The organism is Pseudomonas sp. HN11 (assembly GCF_021390155.1).
Lineage (GTDB): Bacteria > Pseudomonadota > Gammaproteobacteria > Pseudomonadales > Pseudomonadaceae > Aquipseudomonas.
Window position 1 is genome coordinate 4938066 of record NZ_CP089985.1, and the last position, 22486, is coordinate 4960551.

At 59.9% G+C, this 22486-nt stretch carries 22 protein-coding genes; 10 read left to right on the forward strand and 12 right to left on the reverse strand.

Annotated elements, in window-relative coordinates; all coding sequences use genetic code 11:
- Positions 1-36 precede the first annotated feature (36 nt).
- From LVW35_RS22565 to LVW35_RS22610, 10 genes are all read right to left on the reverse strand, one after another.
- A complete protein-coding gene (locus LVW35_RS22565; protein ID WP_233892105.1) occupies positions 37-882 on the reverse strand; it encodes a D-hexose-6-phosphate mutarotase in 846 nt (281 codons plus the stop codon).
- A 102-nt stretch (positions 883-984) separates the two neighbouring features.
- A complete protein-coding gene (locus LVW35_RS22570) occupies positions 985-2331 on the reverse strand; it encodes a carbohydrate porin (RefSeq protein ID WP_233892106.1) in 1347 nt (448 codons plus the stop codon).
- 85 nt (positions 2332-2416) lie between these two features.
- Positions 2417-3577, reverse strand: coding sequence for an ABC transporter ATP-binding protein (locus tag LVW35_RS22575; RefSeq protein ID WP_233892107.1), 1161 nt, complete (start codon positions 3575-3577; stop codon positions 2417-2419).
- Between the two features lie 2 nt (positions 3578-3579).
- On the reverse strand, positions 3580-4425 hold the full coding sequence (locus LVW35_RS22580; RefSeq protein ID WP_016975397.1) for a carbohydrate ABC transporter permease: 846 nt from the start codon (positions 4423-4425) through the stop codon (positions 3580-3582).
- Positions 4418-5326 carry a carbohydrate ABC transporter permease gene (locus LVW35_RS22585; RefSeq protein ID WP_076949697.1) on the reverse strand — a complete coding sequence of 303 codons (909 nt, stop codon included), beginning with the start codon at positions 5324-5326 and terminating at the stop codon, positions 4418-4420. Before LVW35_RS22585 ends, LVW35_RS22580 begins: the two co-directional genes overlap by 8 nt.
- 101 nt (positions 5327-5427) lie before the next feature.
- Positions 5428-6714, reverse strand: a complete 1287-nt coding sequence (locus LVW35_RS22590; RefSeq protein WP_233892108.1) for an ABC transporter substrate-binding protein — start codon at positions 6712-6714, stop codon at positions 5428-5430.
- A 104-nt stretch (positions 6715-6818) separates the two neighbouring features.
- Positions 6819-8078, reverse strand: a complete 1260-nt coding sequence (locus LVW35_RS22595; RefSeq protein WP_233892109.1) for a D-mannose isomerase — start codon at positions 8076-8078, stop codon at positions 6819-6821.
- Positions 8079-8259: 181 nt separating this feature from the next.
- A complete protein-coding gene (locus tag LVW35_RS22600; protein ID WP_233892110.1) occupies positions 8260-9096 on the reverse strand; it encodes an ATPase in 837 nt (278 codons plus the stop codon).
- A 110-nt stretch (positions 9097-9206) separates the two neighbouring features.
- On the reverse strand, positions 9207-10205 hold the full coding sequence (locus LVW35_RS22605; protein WP_233892111.1) for an NAD-dependent epimerase/dehydratase family protein: 999 nt from the start codon (positions 10203-10205) through the stop codon (positions 9207-9209).
- 91 nt (positions 10206-10296) lie between these two features.
- On the reverse strand, positions 10297-11193 hold the full coding sequence (locus tag LVW35_RS22610; RefSeq protein ID WP_233892112.1) for a LysR family transcriptional regulator ArgP: 897 nt from the start codon (positions 11191-11193) through the stop codon (positions 10297-10299).
- Between the two features lie 98 nt (positions 11194-11291).
- Here LVW35_RS22610 and LVW35_RS22615 point away from each other — a divergent pair, with 98 nt between their 5' ends.
- From LVW35_RS22615 to LVW35_RS22645, 7 genes are all read left to right on the forward strand, one after another.
- Positions 11292-11693: an ACT domain-containing protein gene (locus LVW35_RS22615; RefSeq protein ID WP_233892113.1), complete on the forward strand. Its 402-nt coding sequence runs from the start codon at positions 11292-11294 to the stop codon at positions 11691-11693.
- A 5-nt stretch (positions 11694-11698) separates the two neighbouring features.
- On the forward strand, positions 11699-12298 hold the full coding sequence (locus tag LVW35_RS22620) for a LysE/ArgO family amino acid transporter (protein WP_233892114.1): 600 nt from the start codon (positions 11699-11701) through the stop codon (positions 12296-12298).
- Positions 12299-12476: 178 nt separating this feature from the next.
- Positions 12477-13073: a superoxide dismutase gene (locus tag LVW35_RS22625; protein ID WP_233892115.1), complete on the forward strand. Its 597-nt coding sequence runs from the start codon at positions 12477-12479 to the stop codon at positions 13071-13073.
- A 154-nt stretch (positions 13074-13227) separates the two neighbouring features.
- Positions 13228-13407 (forward strand): hypothetical protein, encoded by a 180-nt coding sequence (locus LVW35_RS22630; protein ID WP_233892116.1) that lies wholly within the window; start codon positions 13228-13230, stop codon positions 13405-13407.
- 235 nt (positions 13408-13642) lie between these two features.
- On the forward strand, positions 13643-15694 hold the full coding sequence (locus LVW35_RS22635) for a putative bifunctional diguanylate cyclase/phosphodiesterase (RefSeq protein ID WP_233892117.1): 2052 nt from the start codon (positions 13643-13645) through the stop codon (positions 15692-15694).
- Positions 15695-15821: 127 nt separating this feature from the next.
- Complete coding sequence (locus LVW35_RS22640; protein WP_233892118.1) at positions 15822-17165, forward strand: imelysin family protein; 1344 nt, start codon at positions 15822-15824, stop codon at positions 17163-17165.
- Positions 17166-17274: 109 nt separating this feature from the next.
- On the forward strand, positions 17275-18729 hold the full coding sequence (locus LVW35_RS22645) for a TrkH family potassium uptake protein (RefSeq protein ID WP_233892119.1): 1455 nt from the start codon (positions 17275-17277) through the stop codon (positions 18727-18729).
- Here the strand turns inward: LVW35_RS22645 and LVW35_RS22650 are convergent.
- Complete coding sequence (locus LVW35_RS22650; protein WP_233892120.1) at positions 18686-19744, reverse strand: AraC family transcriptional regulator; 1059 nt, start codon at positions 19742-19744, stop codon at positions 18686-18688. The genes LVW35_RS22645 and LVW35_RS22650 overlap by 44 nt on opposite strands.
- 160 nt (positions 19745-19904) lie before the next feature.
- Here LVW35_RS22650 and LVW35_RS22655 point away from each other — a divergent pair, with 160 nt between their 5' ends.
- The 3 genes from LVW35_RS22655 to LVW35_RS22665 all read left to right on the forward strand — a co-directional run bounded on the left by LVW35_RS22655 (position 19905) and on the right by LVW35_RS22665 (position 22038).
- A complete protein-coding gene (locus LVW35_RS22655) occupies positions 19905-20216 on the forward strand; it encodes a DUF962 domain-containing protein (RefSeq protein WP_233892121.1) in 312 nt (103 codons plus the stop codon).
- Between the two features lie 350 nt (positions 20217-20566).
- Positions 20567-20737 (forward strand): hypothetical protein, encoded by a 171-nt coding sequence (locus tag LVW35_RS22660; protein WP_233892122.1) that lies wholly within the window; start codon positions 20567-20569, stop codon positions 20735-20737.
- 104 nt (positions 20738-20841) lie between these two features.
- Positions 20842-22038, forward strand: a complete 1197-nt coding sequence (locus LVW35_RS22665) for an MFS transporter (RefSeq protein WP_233892123.1) — start codon at positions 20842-20844, stop codon at positions 22036-22038.
- Here the strand turns inward: LVW35_RS22665 and arfB are convergent.
- On the reverse strand, positions 22035-22448 hold the full coding sequence (arfB, locus tag LVW35_RS22670; protein ID WP_233892124.1) for an alternative ribosome rescue aminoacyl-tRNA hydrolase ArfB: 414 nt from the start codon (positions 22446-22448) through the stop codon (positions 22035-22037). The genes LVW35_RS22665 and arfB overlap by 4 nt on opposite strands.
- Positions 22449-22486 lie beyond the last annotated feature (38 nt).

Here is a 22486-nt window from a genome sequence, read left to right on the forward strand (position 1 = left end):
GCGGGCTTGCCCGCGAAGAGGCCATCAGCCACACCGCTAAACCCCAGCCCGCGCCTGCAGGCTGAGATGCGCCCTCTCCCCTGGCGCCAGGCTGGCCCCGGCCATCGCCGATTCCACACACACAAAACCCGACGCCTCATTGAAGCTCACGCCCAATAGTGGCCGGCTGCCCGGATGCCACACCACCGTGTCGGCAGTGTCGCCCGTATCAATACACAGTTCGCGCTGCCAGGCGTGGTCCTTGAGCTGCAGTTCACCTTCATGCTGGAACACCCGCTGACAACCACCCTCCACACGTAGCTCGCCTTCCTGCTGGCAAACCTGGCGGTTGAGCTGGTCGTAACCTTGTGCCCCCTCAAGTCCAGACAGCGCTATCTCATCGACGTGACCAATACGCCAATAAGCATGCAAAGCATGGCTCAATTGGCACGGCAGTTCGTCCTGATGCTCGGTGCTCAAGCGCAGTTCCAGGGTTTCGCCCAGGTGCGCGTGCAGGTCGACTTGCCAGTCGCACAGCTGCAATTGCCAGTGCAGGCGTACGCCGTCGTCATCGGTACTGCTGTCGAGCAGTTTCCAGTCGATCAGTCGCGCCCAGCCATGGGACGGCCAGGCATTTTCGCTCGGATGACGCCCATACCATGGCCAGCACACCGGCACGCCCCCACGAATGGCGCCGACTTGCGGCCATTTGGCTGCACACCACAGCCAAGGCTTCTGACCCGTGGGCTGAAAGTGCAGCAATTGCGCGCCCTGGCGACTGAATACCGCCTGGCACAGCGGATGGTCGATCACCAACACGTCGCGCATCTGGAAGCGCTCCCAGGCGAATACCGGGCGTTCGCGCAGGGATTTGAAAAAGCGTTGCAGCGGTTGCTCATGCATGTGCCACAGTCCTGAATATCTTCACAATGCTGCCCAAAAAAAGCGGGTAGCCATGGCTACCCGCAAAATGCGCACAGAGAGAAGGAGCTTATCGCAACAGCGTTAGAACGTAGACTGAATTTTCAGGCCCGCTACCAACGCGTTGTCGACTTTATCCACGCCGCCAGGTTGCACGACGTATTGCAGGTTTGGACGCACGGTCAGCCAGTTGGTGACGTGGAAACCATAGTTGAGTTCGACGTTGTACTCAGTCTCACGGATCGGTGTGTACAGCGGGTTATCGTAGTCGCTCACACCATTGGCGGCATTGAGCAGCTCAGCGTTCTTCTTCACGTCATCGTTGACGTGCAGGCGAGCGACACCGATACCGACGTCATCTTTTGGACGCGCGTCGAATGGGCCTTTGTACACCAGCATAATCGACTGATAGTTGTCGACCAGGTTGGTTTCCTTGTCGTGGAAGGTGGCGTTGGCCGCGATGTTCAGACCGCGCGAGGCATCACCGTTATGCGTGGTGAGTTGCTGTTGGGCAACGAACCAGTAGCCTTTCTTGCTGCTGCGGGTACGGAAGCCCGCGCCAGTGAGGACAGCATTGTCACCGTTGACGTCTTCACGAACGTCCGGGGCATCGGCGGCGCTTTTGTAGTAACCCACACGGTATTCGCCCGGCAGGTTGTTCACCTTAGGCGACCAGACCAATTCCACCGGGATCACGGTGCCCTTGGTGCCGCTGCCGCTGAGTTTGAAGCCGTTGCCGTGCTCCAACTGCGATGGATTCTGGTTGTACGCACCGATCTGCGCATACAGCTCAGGCGTGATGTTGTACTTCACGCGAATCGCCGCCTGGCTGACGGGCCAGTTGTACCAGGTGTTTACATAGTTACCCACTTGCGAGCCGCAGAACGACAGGTTCTGGAAGTCGCACGGGAAGGTGTTGAAGTCTTCGCCTTCGCCGAAGTAACCGAGTTTCACGTCCAGCTTGTTGTCGAACATCTGGTGCTGGATCCAGAACTGGGTCAGACGCACCATGTGGCCACGGCCGTAGACTTCTTGAGACGAGCTCAAGGTGCCGGCGCGCGGGTCGCCGATACGATCGTTGGAGATGTTCTGGCCATTCCGGCTGGTCAATTGGATCTTGGCCTGGGTGTTATCCCAGCCCCACAGCTTTTGCAGGTCCAGCGCCACGCCCAGACCGAACTGGTCAGCGTAACGACCGGTCTTGTCATCGTTGTAGCCGCCGTGGGCGTTGTAGCCCGCCTCCCCAACGTAGTCAGCCTTGATGTCGATACCTTGCTCGATCAGCTTGGTACGCTCACCGCCCCAGTCGCCGGTCATCCACTTCGAATCAGCACTGAATGCATCGGCCGCCATCGCATTGGCGGACAATACCAAGGCTGCTGCAGCTGACATTTGGCAGATCAGCCGAGTGTTGTTGTGTTGCTTTTTCATCCCTACATCCTCGTCTTTATTGTTATTAAACTGTTTTTATCTAACGCGGTTTACATTTTTTATCTAAAACAACAACTTATCTACTTCAACGGCCTTTGAATTGGGCCACATTGTCGGCATGCCCCTGTGCGGGCAATGAAGCAGCAGTGCCCAGTCGCTCGCCGGTGTTGGCGTCGAACAGCAAGACCTTGGAAGGATCGAATTGCAGGGTCAGGGTTTCGCCCACCTGCGGTGCAACGTCGGGTGCCAGGCGGCAGCAGACCTTGGTGTCATTGAGTTGCACGAATACCAGGGTGTCCGGGCCGGTCGGCTCGGTGACCTGCACTTCGGCACGAATGCTCGACCCACTGTCGCCTTCGCCCGACGCCAACATGATCTGCTCCGGACGCAGGCCCAGGATTACATCACGGTCTTCAAGGCCGGCATCCGTGGTGTTCAGTGCCAGCTCGCAACGGGCCTGGCCGCTGTCGAGCAATGCCACTAGGCGGCCGTCCTTGCGTTGCAGGCGCAGGGGCACGAAGTTCATCGGTGGCGAACCGATAAAGCTCGCCACGAACTGGTTGGCCGGGTTGTTGTAGATCTCTTTCGGCGTGCCGAACTGCTGGATGATACCGTCCTTCATGACCGCAACCTTGTCGCCCAGGGTCATCGCTTCAATCTGGTCGTGGGTCACATAGACCGTGGTGGTCTTGAGGCGCTGGTGCATCAGTTTCATTTCGGTGCGCATCTCGACGCGCAGCTTGGCGTCAAGGTTGGACAGCGGTTCGTCGAACAAGTAGATCTTGGGCCGACGCGCCAAGGCACGGCCCATGGCCACGCGCTGTTGCTGGCCGCCGGACAACTGGCCCGGCTTGCGGTTGAGCAGGTGTTCGATCTGCAGCAACTTGGCCACACGTGCCACTTCGGCGTCGATGTCAGCCTGGGGCATCTTGCGGATCTTGAGGCCGAACTCGATGTTCTCGCGCACGCTCATGGTCGGGTACAGCGCGTAGGACTGGAACACCATGGCGATGTCACGGTCCTTGGGGCTCATGCCGCTCACATCCTGGTCGCCGATCATGATCGCGCCGCCGGTGATGGTCTCAAGCCCGGCGATGCAGTTCATCAGCGTGGATTTACCACACCCCGAAGGGCCAACCAGGATCAGGAATTCACCTTCCTTGATCGACAGTTCGATGTTCTTCAAGGTGTCGGGCAGGCCGGCACCATAGGTCTTGTTTACATTGCGAAGTTCAAGCGTAGCCATGATTACCCCTTGACCGCGCCGGCCGTGAGGCCGCGCACGAAATACTTGCCTGCGATCACATAGACCAACAGGGTCGGCAGCCCGGCGATCATCGCCGCCGCCATGTCCACGTTATATTCCTTGGCCCCGGTGCTGGTGTTGACCAGGTTGTTCAGCGCCACGGTGATGGGCTGCGAGTCGCCACTGGAGAACACCACACCGAACAGGAAGTCGTTCCATATCTGGGTGAACTGCCAGATCAGGCAGACCATGATGATCGGGGTCGACATCGGCAGAATGATCTGACGGAAGATAGTGAAAAAGCCCGCACCGTCCAGGCGCGCAGCCTTGATCAGCGCGTCCGGAATGCTCACGTAGTAATTACGGAAGAACAGCGTGGTGAACGCCAGGCCGTAGACCACGTGCACAAACACCAGCCCGGTGGTAGTACTGGCCAGGCCCATCTTGCCGAGGGTGAACGACGCCGGCAGCAGCACGGTCTGGAACGGCAGGAAGCAACCGAACAGCAGCAAGCCGAAGAACAACTGCGAGCCTTTGAAGCGCCAGAACGACAGCACATAGCCGTTCAATGCACCGATGGCGGTGGAGATCAGTACGGCCGGAACGGTGATCTTGATCGAGTTCCAGAAGTAGCCGTCTACAGTGGCCCAGGCCTTTACCCAGCCGATACCGGTGACCACGGTCGGCCAGCTCAGCAGGTTGCCGGAGCTGATGTCTTCGGGGGTCTTGAAACTGGTCAGCAGCATCACCACCAGCGGCACCAGGTACAGCAGCACAGCGAGAATCAGCACCGCGTAGATCGCGATGCGACTCAGGCTGATGGGTGATTTGGAGGCGAGACTAGTCATTACGTTTGGTCCTCAGCTCGGAGTAGAGGTAAGGCACGATGATCGCGAGGATCGCACCGAGCATCAGGATTGCGCTGGCCGAGCCCATGCCCATCTGGCCACGGCTGAAGGTGAACGAGTACATGAACATCGCCGGCAGGTCGGACGAGTAGCCAGGGCCGCCAGCAGTCATCGCCGCCACCAGATCGAAGCTCTTGATCGCAATGTGCGCCAGGATCATCACCGCACTGAAGAACACTGGGCGCAGGCTTGGCAGCACCACGCTCCAGTAGATGCGCGGCAGGCTCGCGCCGTCGATCTGCGCGGCACGGATGATTGATTGATCGACACCGCGTAGACCCGCAAGGAACATCGCCATAATGAAGCCAGAGGCTTGCCAGACGGCAGCGATCACCAGGCAGTAGACCACGCGGTCCGGGTCGATCAGCCAGTCGAGACGGAAGCCTTCCCAGCCCCAGTCACGCAGGAGTTTGTCCAGGCCCATGCCCGGGTTGAGCAGCCATTTCCAGGCCGTACCGGTGACGATCATCGAGAGCGCCATCGGGTACAGGTAAATGGTGCGAATGAAGCCTTCACGACGGATTTTCTGGTCGAGGAAGATCGCCAGGGTTACGCCGATGACCAGGGTGATGCCAATGAACATCCCGCCAAACACAGCCAGGTTCTTGCTCGCGACCCACCAGCGGTCGTTGTCGAACAACCGCGCGTATTGCGCAAGGCCCGCCCATTTGTAGGTGGGCAGAAATGTCGAATTGGTGAACGACAGCACAAACGTCCACAGGATGTAGCCGTAGAAGCCCACCAGCACGATGAACATGCTGGGCGCCAGCACCAGTTTGGGTAGCCAGCGCTGCAGTGCATCGAACGGCGAGGCTTTGCTGAACACAGCAACAGAACTCATGGGGAAATCCACTAAAAGAATAAAGGCAGCTGCAAGTTACAAGCTACAAGCGGCAAGAGAGCCAGCACACCACTTGCAGCTTTTAACTTGCAGCTTGTTGCTTATTTGGCCGACTTGATCGCAGCGCCAAGCTTTTTGGCGGTGTCGGCCGGATCGGCTTTCGGGTCGTTGATGTAGTTGGTCACGACGTCAAAGAACGCACCTTGTACAGCCAGGGTAGTGGCCATGTTGTGCGCCATGCTTGGCTGCAGGCCGCCGGTCTTGGCGTCTGCCAGGAAATCCTTGGCAGCGGTCTGGGCGCAGGCATCAAAGCCGTAGGAGTCCATTTTGTTCAGCATGTCGTTGCGAACCGGGATCGAACCCTTGTTGATGCTGAACACTTTCTGGAAGTTTTCACCCAGCACGACTTTGGCAATATCTTGCTGGCCAGCAGCCGTGCCTTTGTCTTTCTGCTTGAACACCGCCAGGGAGTCGATGTTGTAGGTGAAGGCTTTGTCGGTGCCCGGGAACGCTACGCACTCGTAGTCCTTACCAGCAACTTTTTTGGCGGCGGTCCACTCGGACTTGGCCCAGTCACCCATGATCTGCATGCCGGCCTTGCCGTTGATGACCTTGCCCGCTTCGAGGTTCCAGTCCTGGCCTTTGCCGTCGACGTCCATGTAGGTCGCGACTTTCTTCAGCTCGGTCAGGGCCTTGACCATTTCCGGACCGGTCAGTGCGCCGTTATCCAGGTCGACCAGGGCTTTCTTGTAGCCATCGGCACCCATCACCGACAAAACGACCGCTTCGAACACGGTGCTGTCCTGCCAAGGCTGGCCACCGTGGGCGAGCGGAATGAAGCCCGCAGCCTTGAGCTTGTCACCGGCTGCATAGAACTCCTCGAGGGTGGTCGGGTTCTTGGTGATACCGGCTTTCTTGAAGACTTCCGGGTTGATCCACAGCCAGTTCACGCGGTGGATGTTGACCGGTACGGCGACGTAGTCACCGTCGTACTTCACGGTGTCGGAGACTTTCTTGTCGAGCAGGGAATCCCATTTCTCGTCTTTGGCGACGGACTTCAGGACATCGGTGTCGAGCAGGCCAGTGGACGCCCATTCCTGGATGTCGGGGCCTTTGATCTGGGCAACACCTGGCGGGTTGCCGGCGACCGCGCGGCTTTTCAGCACGGTCATGGCGGTGGCACCACCGCCACCTGCGACAGCGCCGTCTTTCCAGACGAAGCCATCTTTCTCAACTTGGGCCTTCAGGACATCTACGGCCGCCTTCTCACCGCCCGAGGTCCACCAATGCACAACTTCAACCGTCCCTTTCGAGTCGGCGGCAAATGCACTGAGGGGAAACAACGAGGCAATGGAAATAGCAACGGCGAGGCGATTAATCGCGTTCATCTGAGTACCTTTTCTTGTTGTTATGCATGCAAGTCTTAGGCTTGCGCTGCACGGAGTTTAAACATGGATTTTTGAGGCGCAGGTAACAAAGGGATGTGCAAATGTCACCAACTGGTGACATAGCGCCCAGCCCCGATGGCACTGGCCATGCTGGGCGCCAGCGGCAGAGCAGGCAACAATATTGCCTGCCAGGCATGGTACAGGTCCGGCTTGCCACCCCAGATATTGCTGCTGGGATGGTTCTGCGCATTGAGTTCGTGATGCCAACTGCCGTGGATCCGGTCGATAAAGTGGGCTTCGCAAAACTCCCAGATGCGCCGATACCAGGTCTCGTAATGCAACTCTCCCGTGCGCTTGAGCAAGGCCTGGGCAGCGGCGCTGGCTTCGGCATGGGTCCAGTGCAGGCGTTCGCGTACTACCGGGCGCTGATTCCAGTCGAGGGTGTAGACAATGCCGGGGGCGCCATCCACAGACCAGGCGTATTCGCAGGCGCTGGCGAACAGGCCCTTGGCATCGGTCACCAGCCACTCGGGCGTGGCCAGCCCTGCTTGCAGGCGCGCAGCTTCCAGGTGCAGCACCAGCCGCGCCCATTCGAAACCGTGGCCAGGGGTGATGCCGTACGGGCGAAAGCCGTCGGCAGCGTTGTCTTCGTTGTAGCCAAGCAAGGGTTGCCAGTGAACGTCGAAATGCTCGATCACCATGAACTGGTTGCCGCCGGCGTGGGTATGGATCACGCGCTCGACGATGCGCAGCGCGCGGTCCAGCCAGCGGGTGTCACCCGTTACATCGGCCAGGGCAAGAAAGGCTTCGGTGGCGTGCATGTTGCTGTTGGCGCCGCGATACGCTTCGACGCCGCTCCAATCCTGGGCAAAGGACTCGAGCATCACGCCCTCCTCCTCGCTCCAGAAAAACTGGTCGATGATATGAATGGCGTCGTTCAGCAGGGTGCGCGCGCCGGGCGCGCCTGCCACCACTGCCGAGCTGGCGGCCAGGGCGACAAAGGCGTGCAGGTAGGCGGCTTTGCCACGGTTACCATCAATGGCGTGAGGGGTGGCGAACCAGCCACCGTGCTCACTGTCATGCAAGGGGCCACTGAGGGCGGCAACACCATGCGCCACAAGATCGGCATAACCCGGCAACCCCAGCGCGTGAGCCATGGCGAAGCTGTGGGTCATGCGGGCGGTGTTCATGGTTTCGGCATGAGCGTCAGTTGGCAGTTGGCCTTTGTCGTCCAGGTTGCCAAAGCCATCGGGCAGTCGAGATGCCTTGGCGAACGCCAGCAGGCGCTGACCTTCGGCGGCGAGCCAGGCGTGATGGGCAGGCGCGTTCAGCCAACTGCTGGCAGGCAGTGGTTGCGTGGTCATGGGTGGCCCTTATTGTTTTTTGTGGGATGAACGGAGTCTAAACAAGGGCGAGGTGGCGGCAAGTAACGAAGGGGATGGGAAATGTCACCAAGTGGTGACATTTGCTGCAGGCGGTCCTGTTCAGCGCCTGGCCCCGCTCCCACATTCAAATCGGTCTACAGCTCGGGATCGGTCACTGGCCCTACGGTGTGACCCTAGCTGGCGCGTTGAGTTGCTGACTCAAGCTCTGCACCTGGCTCTGCAAGGTGGTGATGTTGCGCGTGGTCTGGATACGGAACACGTCGAACTCTTTATTGGTCGGCGCGTCGCTGTTGGACGGCTGGTTTTCCTGCGCGCTCTTGAGCACCACCAGGTCCTGTTCGATACGCGCGATAGCAGCGCTCGGGTTGCCTTGTTTCTTCAGGGCGGCCACGTCGGCAGCCAGTTCCTTGAGCTCGGTGTCGCGTTTACCCGCATCGCCTTGCGCCGCTTTCAGGGTAGCCACGGCGTCGGTCAGGGCCTGCACCTGGCCTTGCAGCTTGGCATTGGCGTTGGACAGCTCAGTGGTACTGGCGGTCATCTGGGCCAGGCGCTTGTCCAACTCGGTGGCTTGCCCGGCCACGCCGACCTGCTGCTTGCCCTGCTCAAGCAGCTGAGTTTCAAGCTGCTTGATCTGCAGCTTCAGCGCTTCGCTGCCATTGTTGACGCTGGCTTCACTGGCCACCACCTTGCCGGAAATATCCTGCAGGCGCCCCGCCGCTTCTTCGCTGATGCGCGCAAAGCTTTCCTGGGTGGCAACCAACTGCTGGCCCATCAGGGAAATCTGCTGGAAGCTCCACCAGGCCAGGCCCGCAAAGGCAATCAGCAGCGCGCCGATCAGGGCCCACAATGGCCCGGTGCTGGCACTCTTGACCTTGACCACCTTGGTATTGCGCGAGCGCAACGAAGTGGCCGGGGTCGGTTCGAAATCATCGTCATCCCCGACATCGGCCCGCAGGCTGGGAACGTTGTCGAAGTCGTCTTTAGCATCGTTACGCATGTATCAACCCTGAATCGGTGAAGGGGCGACGGGAGTATAAACCGCGTTCCCGGCGCTCTGATCGACCCGGGACGCCAGATTCGGTTCCCGAAGTGTTGCCGCTTGTGTGCTTACTTGAACCCCGGGTCCTGGGCTTTCCACCAACTGCAAAATTCGTCGAGGGCGGTCCACAGGCTGACTTTGGGGTCGTAGTCCAGATAATGCCTGGCGCGGCTGATGTCCAGGGTGAAATCTTTGTTCATCACTTGCATGCCCAGGCGCGATAACGCCGGCTCCGGGCGACCCGGCCACATCGCGCAAAAGGCTTCATTGAGCGCCGCCACGCTGTAGGACAAACCGTAGGACCGATACCGCCTCACCTGCGGCAACTCCATTTGGCGCATCACGTAGTTCACGACATCCCAAACCGGTACCGGCGCGCCGTTGCTGATGTTGTAGGCCCGGCCCAAAGCCGAACCCGGTGCGAGCAAACTGCTGAGCAAGGCTTCGTTGAGGTTGTGCACGCTGGTGAAGTCGACCTTGTTCAAACCATCGCCGACAATGGCCAGGCGGTTCTTGCGCTGCATTTTCAGCAAACGCGGGAAGATACTCATGTCGCCCGCGCCGGTGACGAACCTTGGGCGCAGGGCCAGCACTTCGAGGCCGAACTCCTGGGCACCGAATACCTTCTGTTCCGCCAGGTATTTGGTCACGGCATAAGGGTGCTTGAAACGTTTGGGCACTTGCTCTTCGGTCAGGCCCAGGTGATCGCGGCCGTCAAAATAGATCGATGGCGAAGACAGGTGCACCAGGCGCCCGACGTGTTGCTTGAGGCAGGCTTCAACGACGTTTTCGGTCACCAGCACATTGCCTTGATGAAAGTCCTGATACTTGCCCCACAAGCCGACGGCGCCGGCGCAATGCACCACCGCCTCGACGTCGCGACACAGGTCGCGCACCAGGTCGGCGTCATTCAGATCACCTTGGATAAACTCGGCGCCGCGTCTGACCAGGTGCTCCACCCCTTCGGCGCGCCGCCCGTTGACCCGCACGTCCAGGCCCTGCTCCAAGGCGAAACGCGCAAAGCGCCCGCCAATGAAGCCGCTTGCGCCGGTGACCAGAACTTTCATGGAGCCTCCTACGGATGCAGCTGCTAGCTTCAAGCTATAAGCTGCAAGTTAAATACGATCTGCAAGCTCTTCTCTTGCAGCTTGACGCTTGTCACTGCTGATAGGGCACCAACCATTGTCCACAGGCCTGGGCCAGGTGCTCAGTCAACAAACCCAGCAACTGACCGCCACTGCGCCAATGATGCCAGTACAACGGCACATCAATAGGCTTATCTGGCAATAACTCGACCAATATGCCCTTTTCCAGTTGGTCAAGTGCCTGCAATTCCGGCACCAGCCCCCAGCCCAGACCCGCTTCCGTCAGGCGGATAAAACCTTCGGATGATGGGCACAAATGGTGTTCGAAACCACCGTCCACGCCGAGGGATGCCAGGTAGCGGTGTTGCAGGAAATCATCCGGCCCAAACACCAATGCGGGTGTGCGCGCCAGTTGATCCGCGCGTACGCCCTGGGGAAAATGCCGCGCGATAAAGGCCGGGCTAGCCAGTGCCCGATAGCGCATGGCGCCCAGCAGAAGGCTGCGCGCGCCCGCCACCGGCCGTTCGCTGGCGCAGATACAAGCCGCCACTTCCCCGGCGCGCATGCGTTTGAGTCCGACGGTCTGGTCTTCCACCACCAGGTCCAGCAGCAGATGCTGTTCAGCGCAAAAACCGCTGACGGCCTCAGCCCACCAAGTGGCGAGGCTGTCAGCGTTCAACGCGATGCGCAGGCGTTCGGGCATGCCCTCTTCATCCAGCGCCGGTACCTGGCTTTGCAGGTCACGTTCGAGCAGGCGCACCTGCTGCACATGGTTAAGCAGGCGACGGCCAATATCGGTGGGCGTCGGCGGTGTGGCTCGCACCAGGACCGGCTGGCCAATACGCGCCTCCAGCAACTTGATGCGCTGGGAGATTGCCGATTGCGACAGTCCCAGCACCTGGGCGGCGCGCTCAAAGCCCGCCTGTTCCACCACTGCCGCCAGGGCAGAGAGCAATTTATAGTCGAACATCAGTTTCTCTAATGAGCGATCAGCACTATTGGTTTTTCTTATACAGCCTGCACCATGAGAATAGCCAGCATCGCTTCTCTCTTTATAAGGAACCTCCCATGGCTGGCGAAACCACCCTGGCAACCCTGCTGCGCAGCATGAGCCCCCAGCTCAATGATGGCGACTATGTGTTCTGCACCGCGCCTGACAATCGTATTCCTTCAGGTTGCGAGGTGATCGGCAGCTTCCGCGAGCAGGAAGGCCTGACCCTGATCGTCGAACGCCAGCAAGCAGAACAGGCTGGGCTGGCCTTCGACTACGTCGCCGCGTGGATCACCTTGAATGTGCACTCGGCCCTGGAAGCCGTGGGCCTCACCGCCGCCTTTGCTGGCGCATTGGGCAAGGCCGGCATCAGTTGCAACGTGATTGCCGGCTATTACCACGATCACCTGTTCGTTGGCCGCGCCGATGCGCATCGTGCCATGCAGGTGTTACAGCAACTGGCGGCAAACGCGGAGTAAACCCTATGTGGCAGAGTTACCTGAATGGTCTGCTAGTCGCGCTGGGCCTGATCATGGCCATCGGCACCCAGAATGCCTTTGTATTGGCGCAAAGCCTGCGCCGCGAACATCACTTGCCCGTGGCGGCACTGTGCGTGGTGTGCGATGCACTGCTGGTGGCTGCCGGGGTGTTCGGTTTGGCGACGGTGCTGGCACAGAGCCCCGTGCTGCTGGCGGTGGCACGCTGGGGCGGCGCGGCCTTCCTGATCTGGTACGGGGCGTGCGCGCTGCGTCGGGCCTGTTCGAAACAAAGCCTGGACCAGGGCAACACGCTCAAGGTGCGTTCGTTGCGTGCCGTATTGCTGAGTGCGTTGGCCGTGACCCTGCTCAATCCGCATGTGTACCTGGACACGGTATTGCTGATCGGTTCACTCGGCGCCCAACAAACCGAGCCCGGCGCCTATGTGGCCGGTGCCGCCAGTGCCTCGTTCCTATGGTTCGCCACCCTGGCACTCGGCGCGGCGTGGCTGGCTCCCTGGCTGGCGCGTCCCGCTACCTGGCGTTTGCTGGACCTGTTGGTGGCCGTGATGATGTTCAGCGTGGCCTATCAACTGATCAGCGCCTGACGGTTATTCCAAAACGCTCTGGAACCTCTATCCCACACAGTTGTTGCGTGGTTTTGCCGCACCCCCGGTGCTATGATCCGGACCCTGCGCCGCAAAGAGTACAAACTCCCCGGCGCTTGTTTGGCCGCCCGTGATCGGCCTTGCGCTCACCGCAACTGACCTGATTAGGAGAATCATCATGGCTTTCGAATTGCCGCCGCTGCCCTACGCACACGATGCCCTGCAGCCGCACATCTCCAAGGAAACCTTGGAATATCACCACGACAAGCACCACAACACCTATGTCGTGAACCTGAACAACCTGGTGCCAGGCACCGAGTTCGAAGGCAAGACCCTGGAAGAGATCGTCAAGGCTTCCTCGGGCGGCATCTTCAACAACGCCGCTCAGGTCTGGAACCACACTTTCTACTGGAACTGCCTGGCGCCAAACGCCGGTGGCCAACCAACCGGCGCGCTGGCTGAAGCCATCAACGCTGCGTTCGGTTCGTTCGACAAGTTCAAGGAAGAATTCACCAAAACGTCCGTCGGCACCTTCGGTTCCGGTTGGGGCTGGCTGGTGAAAAAGGCTGACGGTTCCCTGGCCCTGGCCAGCACCATCGGCGCCGGCAACCCGTTGACCAACGGCGACACCCCGTTGCTGACCTGCGACGTGTGGGAACATGCCTACTACATCGACTACCGCAACGTGCGTCCAAAGTATGTGGAAGCGTTCTGGAACCTGGTCAACTGGAAGTTCGTGGCTGAGCAGTTCGAAGGCAAGACCTTCACTGCCTAAGCACTGCTTGCAGTAAAAAGAGCCCGGCAAATGCCGGGCTTTTTTATACGCATCATTTTGAAATGCTGACGGAGAATCATGGAACTGATCACTGAAATATCTCCACTCAGGTCGCAGGAGGAATACACCTCCTAATCAAATTTGGAGAATCACTATGGATCCTATTTCGATGGCCGCTGGGGCAGTACCAATGGCCGCCGGCATTCTTGATAAAGGGTTGGATGTGGCCAAAGGGTTAGTGAACTTGGCAGACAATTTCATGGACCAGATCTCAGGTCCGGGAAAGATCGGAGCCGATACGGCGTCGCAGCCTACATCTCAGATCTCTTTCTGACTTAGGCGTTTCCCATAGAAGGCGGCCGCGCACCGCCTTCTCCCCCACGTGCCCTTCAAGGCATGATCACTTCGTGATCTCTTCCGACAGGCACCCAAGCCACCTTGGTACTGGTCAAAGTTATCCAGCCAACATTTCAATTGAACTCACCCCCAATGTTCCTTTGACTGCCCTCACCAGATTGCCAATACTCATGGCATATTGAGGCTACCCGCAAGGAACAAGGAATGCCCCTTTGAAGCTGGAACTCAAGAACAGCTTGTCGGTGAAGTTGCTCCGGGTTGTGCTGCTCTCGGCATTGATCGTGGGCGTGGCGCTGAGCGTGGCGCAGATCGTGTTCGATGCCTATAAGACGCGCCAGGCCGTGGCCGGTGATGCGCAGCGCATCCTCGACATGTTTCGCGACCCCTCGACCCAAGCCGTCTACAGCCTCGACCGCGAGATGGGCATGCAAGTCATCGAAGGCCTGTTCCAGGATGACGCCGTGCGCATGGCGTCCATCGGCCACCCCAACGAAACCATGCTCGCCGAAAAAAGCCGCGCCCTGCAGCAATCGCCGAGCCGTTGGTTGACCGACCTGATTCTGGGCCAGGAACGCACGTTCACCACCGCATTGGTCGGCAAAGGCCCCTACAGCGAATATTACGGCGACTTGAGCATCACCCTCGACACGGCCACCTACGGCAAGGGGTTTATTGTCAGCTCGGTGATCATTTTTATTTCCGGGGTTCTACGCGCCCTGGCGATGGGCCTGGTGTTGTACCTGGTCTACCACTGGCTGCTGACGAAACCCTTGTCGCGGATTATCGAGCACCTGACCGCCATCAACCCCGACCGGCCCAGCGAACACAAGATCCCGCAGCTCAAAGGCCACGAACGCAACGAATTAGGGTTGTGGATCAACACCGCCAATGAGTTGCTTGAATCCATCGAGCGCAATACCCACCTGCGCCATGAGGCCGAAAGCAGCCTGCTGCGCATGGCCCAGTACGACTTCCTCACCGGCCTGCCGAACCGTCAGAAACTGCAAGAGCAACTGGACAAGATCCTCACCGACGCTGGCCGTCGTCAACGCCGCGTGGCCGTGCTGTGCGTGGGGCTGGACGACTTTAAAAGCGTCAACGAACAGTTCACCTACCAGGCCGGTGACAAATTGCTGCTGGCCCTGGCCGACCGTTTGCGCGCCCACAGTGGCCGCCTGGGCGCCCTGGCCCGACTGGGCGGCGACCAGTTCGCCCTGGTACAGGCCGATATCGACCAGCCCTACGAGGCCGCCGAGCTGGCGCAAAGCATTCTCGATGACCTGGAGGCGGAGTTCCCGCTCGACCAGGAAGGCATCCGCCTGCGCGCCACCATCGGCATTACCCTGTTCCCGGAAGACGGCGACAGCACCGAAAAGCTGCTGCAAAAAGCCGAACAGACCATGACCCTGGCCAAGACCCGTTCGCGCAACCGTTATCAGTTCTATATCGCCAGTGTCGACAGCGAAATGCGCCGGCGCCGTGAGCTGGAAAAAGACTTGCGCGAAGCCCTCAGCCGCGACCAGTTCCACCTGGTGTACCAACCGCAGATCAGCTACCGCGACCACAGCATTGTCGGCGTGGAAGCGTTGATCCGCTGGCAGCACCCGGAACATGGCCTGGTGCCGCCTGACCTGTTTATCCCGCTGGCCGAGCAAAACGGCACCATCATCCCGATTGGCGAATGGGTGCTGGACCAGGCCTGCCGGCAGTTGCGCGAATGGCACGACCTGGGCTTCACCGAGCTGCGCATGGCGGTCAACCTGTCCACCGTGCAGTTGCACCACAGCGAGTTGCCCCGGGTGGTCAACAACCTGATGCAGATCTACCGCCTGCCACCGCGCAGCCTGGAACTGGAAGTCACCGAAACCGGCCTGATGGAAGACATCAGCACTGCTGCGCAGCACCTGCTGAGCCTGCGCCGTTCCGGGGCATTGATTGCAATCGATGACTTCGGCACCGGCTACTCCTCCCTGAGTTACCTGAAAAGCCTGCCGCTGGACAAGATCAAGATCGACAAGAGCTTTGTGCAGGACCTGCTGGATGACGACGACGATGCGACCATCGTGCGGGCGATTATCCAACTGGGTAAAAGCCTGGGCATGCAGGTGATAGCCGAAGGCGTGGAAACCGCTGAACAGGAGGCCTACATCATCTCCGAGGGCTGCCATGAAGGTCAGGGTTATCACTACAGCAAACCCTTGCAGGCGCGGGAGCTGGCGGCATTCTTGAAGCAGTCGGAGCGTAATAACGCAGCGATTCTTTGACACGGCAAACCAAGACAGAATATTTCCCGCGTTTAACCCTTTACACAAAATGCAAATCTTTCGCATTATGTCGCAGTTTTTGCGCTCCCCCGCGCGCCCCATCAACAACCGAAGCAGGATGTTCGCCATGATTCGTATGCCCCTGGCCACCGCCAGTCTGCTGGCCATTGCCATTTCTCTCGCCGGTTGCGGCGAAGGTAAAGACAAGGCTGCCGCGCCCCAGGCGCCGACCCCGGCTGCCAGCACTACCGCTCCAGCGGCTGCCACCCCTGCCGGCCAGGTTGACGAAGCCGCCGCCAAGGCCGTGGTCGCGCATTACGCTGACATGGTGTTCGCGGTCTACAGCGATGCCGAGGCCACTGCGAAAACCCTGCAAACCGCCATTGATGCTTTCCTGGCCAAGCCAAACGACGAAACCCTGAAAGCTGCGCGCACTGCCTGGATCGCCGCCCGCGTTCCTTACCTGCAGAGCGAAGTGTTCCGCTTCGGCAACACCATCATCGACGATTGGGAAGGCCAGGTGAACGCATGGCCACTGGACGAAGGCTTGATCGACTACGTCGACAAGTCCTATGAACATGCCCTGGGTAACCCAGGCGCCACCGCCAATATCATCGCCAACAACGAAATCCAGGTCGGCGAAGACAAGGTCGACGTGAAGGACATCACCCCGGAAAAACTCGCCAGCCTCAATGAGCTGGGCGGTTCCGAGGCCAACGTCGCCACCGGCTATCACGCCATCGAATTCCTGCTCTGGGGCCAGGACCTGAACGGCACCGGCCCAGGCGCCGGCAACCGTCCGGCCTCGGACTACCTGACCGGCGACGGCGCCACTGGCGGCCACAACGAGCGCCGCCGCGCCTACCTGAGCGCGGTGACCCAACTGCTGGTCAGCGACCTGGAAGAAATGGTCGGCAACTGGAAACCCAACGTCGAAGACAACTACCGCGCCACCCTGGAAGCAGAGCCTGCCACCGACGGCCTGCGCAAAATGCTGTTCGGCATGGGCAGCCTGTCCCTGGGCGAGCTGGCCGGTGAACGCATGAAGGTCTCCCTGGAAGCCAACTCGCCGGAAGACGAGCAGGACTGCTTCAGCGACAACACCCATAACTCGCACTTCTACGACGCCAAGGGCATCCGCAACGTCTACCTGGGCGAGTACACCCGCGTCGACGGCACCAAAATGACCGGCGCCAGCCTGTCGTCCCTGGTGGCCAAGGCCGACCCGGCAGCCGACACTGCACTGAAAGCGGACCTGGCAGCGACCGAAGCGAAGATCCAGGTCATGGTTGACCACGCAGACAAGGGTGAGCACTACGACCAACTGATCGCTGCCGGTAACGATGCCGGCAACCAGATCGTACGTGACGCCATCGCCGCCCTGGTCAAGCAGACCGGTTCGATCGAAGCGGCGGCGGGCAAGCTGGGCATCAGCGACCTGAACCCGGACAGCGCTGATCACGAATTCTGATCAGTACCGAGTTCAATGAGGCGACCTTAGGGTCGCCTTTTTCATGGACGGTTTACATGCCCCGCACCCCAGGTAGAATGGCGCCTCTGCCCTATCTCGAGCGAATTTCATGGCGTTGCCGACCCTGCGCATCATCGGTTTCATCATCGGCATCTTCCTGATCACCCTCGCGATCGCGATGGTCGTGCCCATGGCAACCCTGGTGATCTTCGAACGCACCAGCGACCTGCCCTCGTTCCTGTGGGCCAGCATGATCACTTTTATCGCCGGCCTGGCGCTGGTCATCCCCGGCCGTCCCGAGCATGTGCACCTGCGCCCGCGGGACATGTACCTGCTCACAGTTACAAGCTGGGTGGTGGTGTGTATCTTCGCCGCGCTGCCGTTTCTGCTGACCCAGCACATCAGCTACACCGACTCATTCTTTGAAAGCATGTCCGGCATTACCGCCACTGGTTCCACGGTATTGAGCGGCCTGGATGCCATGTCGCCGGGCATCCTGATGTGGCGTTCGCTGCTGCACTGGCTGGGCGGCATCGGCTTCATCGGCATGGCGGTGGCGATTTTGCCGCTGCTGCGCATTGGTGGCATGCGCCTGTTCCAGACCGAATCCTCGGACCGTTCGGAAAAAGTCATGCCCCGCTCACACATGGTGGCGCGGCTGATCGTGGCGGCCTACGTGGGCATTACCATCTTTGGCAGCCTGGCGTTCTGGTGGGCCGGGATGGGACTGTTCGACGCGATCAACCACGCGATGTCGGCAATTTCCACCGGTGGGTTCTCGACTTCAGATGAGTCCCTGGCGCACTGGAAACAGCCGGCGGTGCACTGGGTGGCGGTGGTGGTGATGATCCTCGGCAGCTTGCCGTTCGCGCTGTATGTCGCCACGTTGCGTGGCAACCGCAAGGCGTTGATCAAGGATCAGCAGGTGCAGGGGTTGCTCGGCTTGCTGATCGTGACCTGGCTGGTGCTTGGCACCTGGTACTGGTGGACCACCAACCTGCATTGGCTGGACGCGCTGCGCCATGTGGCACTGAACGTCACTTCGGTGGTGACGACGACTGGTTTTGCATTGGGGGACTACAGCCTGTGGGGCAACTTCTCACTGATGCTGTTCTTCTACCTCGGCTTCATCGGTGGCTGCTCGGGCTCCACGGCGGGCGGGATCAAGATCTTCCGCTTCCAGGTCGCCTATATCCTGCTCAAGGCCAACTTGAACCAGTTGATTCACCCGCGCGCGGTGATCAAGCAGAAGTACAACGGCCACCGTCTTGACGAAGAAATCGTACGCTCGATTCTGACCTTTTCGTTCTTCTTCGCCATCACCATCTGCGCCATTGCCCTGGCCTTGTCGCTGCTCGGCCTGGACTGGATGACTGCCTTGACCGGTGCCGCGAGTACCGTCTCGGGCGTGGGCCCGGGCCTGGGCGAGACCATTGGCCCGGCGGGCAATTTCGCCAGCCTGCCGGATGCGGCCAAGTGGATCCTGTCGCTGGGCATGCTGCTCGGCCGGCTGGAGATCATCACGGTCTTTGTTCTGTGTATCCCGGCGTTTTGGCGCCACTGACGCTCGACACTTCAAGCAATCGCGTCCGGTACTCACCGGGCGTGGCATCAAACCAGCGGCGAAACGCGCGGAAAAAGTTGCTCGGGTCGGCAAAACCCAGCAGGTAGGCAATTTCCAACAACGTCATGCTCGGCTGCGCCAGGTACTGCTCGGCCAATTCGCGTCGGGTGTCGTCGAGCAGGGTCTGAAAACTGGTGCCCTCCTCCTGTAATCGCCGCTGCAAGGTGCGCTGGGACAAGTGCAACGTCTGGGCCACCACCTCACGCTTGGGCTCGCCCTGGGGCAACAGGCGGCACAACACCTGCCGCGCTTTGTGGGTCACGCGGCTTTCAGAGAAACGCGCCAGGTATTCACCGGCAAATCGATCATGCAACAGCGCCATGGCCTCGTTCGCCGTGGGCAGCGGCGCATCCATGTCAGCCCGCTCGAAGATCAGCGCGTCATAAGGCGCGTTGAATTCCAGCGGCGCATGGAAGGCTTGTCTGTAGGGGGCCAGGTCTGCCGGTTGCTCACCTTGCAACACGACCTTGCGTGGCTGCAACGTGCGCCCGGTCAGCCATCCGCACAGCGCCAGGGCACTGGCCAACGAGGCTTCGGCGCTTTGCCGGGTGGGGGGCAAGTGATCGCCGTGCACCGTCAGAATCAGCGCATAACCTTCGGGGATCAGTCGGAAACTCAGGTCGGCACTTTCGGCGATGATCCGCTGATAGCGCACCAAACGCATAAAGCCTTCAGCCAGCGTGTTGCTGGACATCAGTGCATAACCGGCCACATGAAACGATGCCGGGCGCACCACTTTGCCCATGTTCAGGCCGATCGCCGGGTTGCCCGACAACTCTACCGCCCGCTGCCACAGCCGGGTCATGGAGTCTTGCGGAAACCGCGCATCAGGATCATCCAGGGCGGCGTAGTCCAGGCCGAGCTGCTTGAACAGCGCGCGGCAATCCAGGCCGTCCATTTCCAATGCCTTGACTATCCCCTTCGCCCAGCTTGCAGAAGTTGTTCGTTCGCTCATGGCGTCTTCTTAATAAAGCAGGCTCAAACAGCAGCCAGGAAGCCAAGGATACTAAAGTGGCATCTATTGTCACTGGCTGTTACCACTGATCACTCTAGACTCAAATAAGCTCCCCGCCGAACATCTGTTGGGCGGCACAACAATCAAAGGGCCGGTCACTGTGGAAAACGTCAAGCGATTCAACAGCTTTGCTGAGTTTTACCCTTACTACCTGGCTGAACACGCCAACAGCACGTGCCGACGCCTGCACTTTATCGGCACCACGCTGGTGATTGGTATTTTGGCGTACGCCATCGGCAGAGGTTCGCTGGTCTTGTTGATCGCCTTGCCGATTGCCGGTTACAGCTTTGCCTGGATCGGCCATTTCTTCTTCGAAAAGAACCGCCCGGCAACGTTTCAGCACCCGTTCTACAGCCTTTTGGGGGATTTTGTGATGTATCGAGACATGATTCTGGGCAAGGTGCCGTTTTAGCCAAACGACCGTTTAAACGATGAAAGTTCATCCACCTGTCGACATTAAAATCTTTTTGTCATTTGCAGTGCTGTATCCTGCCAAGGCTTTTTGAGAGCGCGGAATCACCTGCGATTGAAAAAACAGACCTTGCGAGGAGCGACGACGATGCACGAGATACCTAATCTCCCCTTCCCAAGCCTGCACCCTACAGAGCAGCCAACACCGCAGCAGGCCAGCGACAAACAGCCTGAGGCCAAAGAAGCAAAACCAGTCGACAGCGAAAGCCAGGACTGACGCCGTACCAGACCGTGTGGAAAGCGCAGCTTTGAGCGCTTTCCACACTGCCTGAATGAATCGAGATCCCCACCATGACCCACACCCCGGATACCGCCGTACTCGATGCAGCCCTGCAGATGGTCGACGTATGGAACCGTCTCAGCGCCGACAAACAAGCCCTGCTGCTCAAGCGTTTCGGCACCCAGGAAAACGCCCTCGCGGCCCTGGTCACTACCCAATTGCTCGTCCCCCCGAAAGCCTGACGTCTTCTTGATCTGAGGTTTTTGCGTTTTACCGCCCTTCCCAAGCCAAACCACCGGTATCATTAGCAGCCTATCTTTACCTGCCGCGACAGTGGACCTCTCCCATGCCAGATACCCAGCGCCCCGTGGCGGTCACGCTGCAAGTTGTTTCCATCGTGTTGTTCACCTTCATCGGCTACCTGAATATCGGCATTCCCTTGGCCGTGTTGCCCGGCTATGTCCACAGTGAGCTGGGCTACGGCGCGGTGATTGCCGGCCTGGTGATCAGCGTGCAATACCTGGCCACCCTGCTGAGCCGCCCGTATGCGGGCAAAATCATCGATAACCTGGGCAGTAAGCGCGCCGTGCTGATCGGCTTGGTCGGCTGCGGCCTGAGCGGTGTATTCATGCTGCTCGCGGCATGGTTTTCCAGCCTGCCGGCCTTGAGCCTGGGCAGCCTGTTGATCGGTCGCCTGGTGCTGGGCAGCGCAGAAAGCCTGGTAGGCTCAGGCGCCATCGGCTGGGGCATCGGTCGAGTCGGCGCGCAGAACACCGCCAAAGTCATTTCCTGGAACGGCATCGCCAGCTATGGCGCCCTGGCTATCGGCGCGCCATTGGGCGTGTTGCTGGTCAGAAATTTCGGACTTTGGAGCATGGGCGTCAGCATCATTCTGCTGGCAATCGTTGGCCTGTTGCTGGCCTGGAACAAAGTTGCCGCGCCGATTGTAGCCGGTGTGCGCCTGCCCTTCATGAATGTGCTGGGCCGGGTGCTGCCCCATGGCTGCGCGCTGGCCTTGGGCTCCATTGGCTTTGGCACCATTGCCACCTTCATCACCTTGTACTACACCACCCAGCATTGGGATAACGCGGTGTGGGCCCTGAGCCTGTTCGGCGCCAGCTTTATCGGCGCGCGGTTGTTGTTCGGCAACCTGATCAACCGGATCGGCGGTTTTCGCGTGGCGATTGCCTGCCTGTCGGTGGAGATTCTCGGTCTGCTACTGCTGTGGCTGGCGCCGGATGCCAATCTGGCCCTGGCTGGCGCAGCGTTAAGCGGTTTTGGTTTTTCCCTGGTGTTCCCGGCGTTGGGGGTTGAGGCCGTCAACCTGGTGCCCGCGTCCAGCCGCGGCTCGGCGGTGGGCGCCTACTCGCTGTTTATCGACCTGTCACTGGGCATCACCGGACCACTCGCCGGGGCCGTGGCAGCCGGCTTCGGCTTTGCGTCGATCTTTCTGTTCGCCGCCCTTGCCGCCCTCGGTGGTCTGTTGCTGAGCGTATACCTGTACCGTCAGGCACCCAAGGCCCGTGAGGCGCGTGGCGACTAGAAGTCGACCTTGCCGCGCCCGGCCTTGATACTGCCGCGCTTGGTCTTGGATTCGAGACGACGCTTTTTCGAGCCCAGGGTCGGCTTGGTTGGGCGACGCTTCTTCTCCACCTTGATGGCGCTGAGGATCAACTCCACCAGACGTTCCAACGCATCCGCACGATTCTGCTCCTGGGTCCGGTATTGCTGGGCCTTGAGCACCAGCACGCCTTCACTGGTGATCCGACTGTCGCGCAGTGCCAGCAGCCGCTCCTTATAAAACTCCGGCAGCGAAGACGCGGGGATATCAAATCGCAGGTGCACGGCACTCGACACCTTGTTGACGTTCTGCCCACCGGCGCCCTGGGCGCGAATGGCGGTCAGCTCGATCTCGGCGTCAGGCAGGTGGACGTTGTTGGAAATCACCAGCATGGGCAGCGGGATCCTCTGTGGGGGCAACCAAGGATACG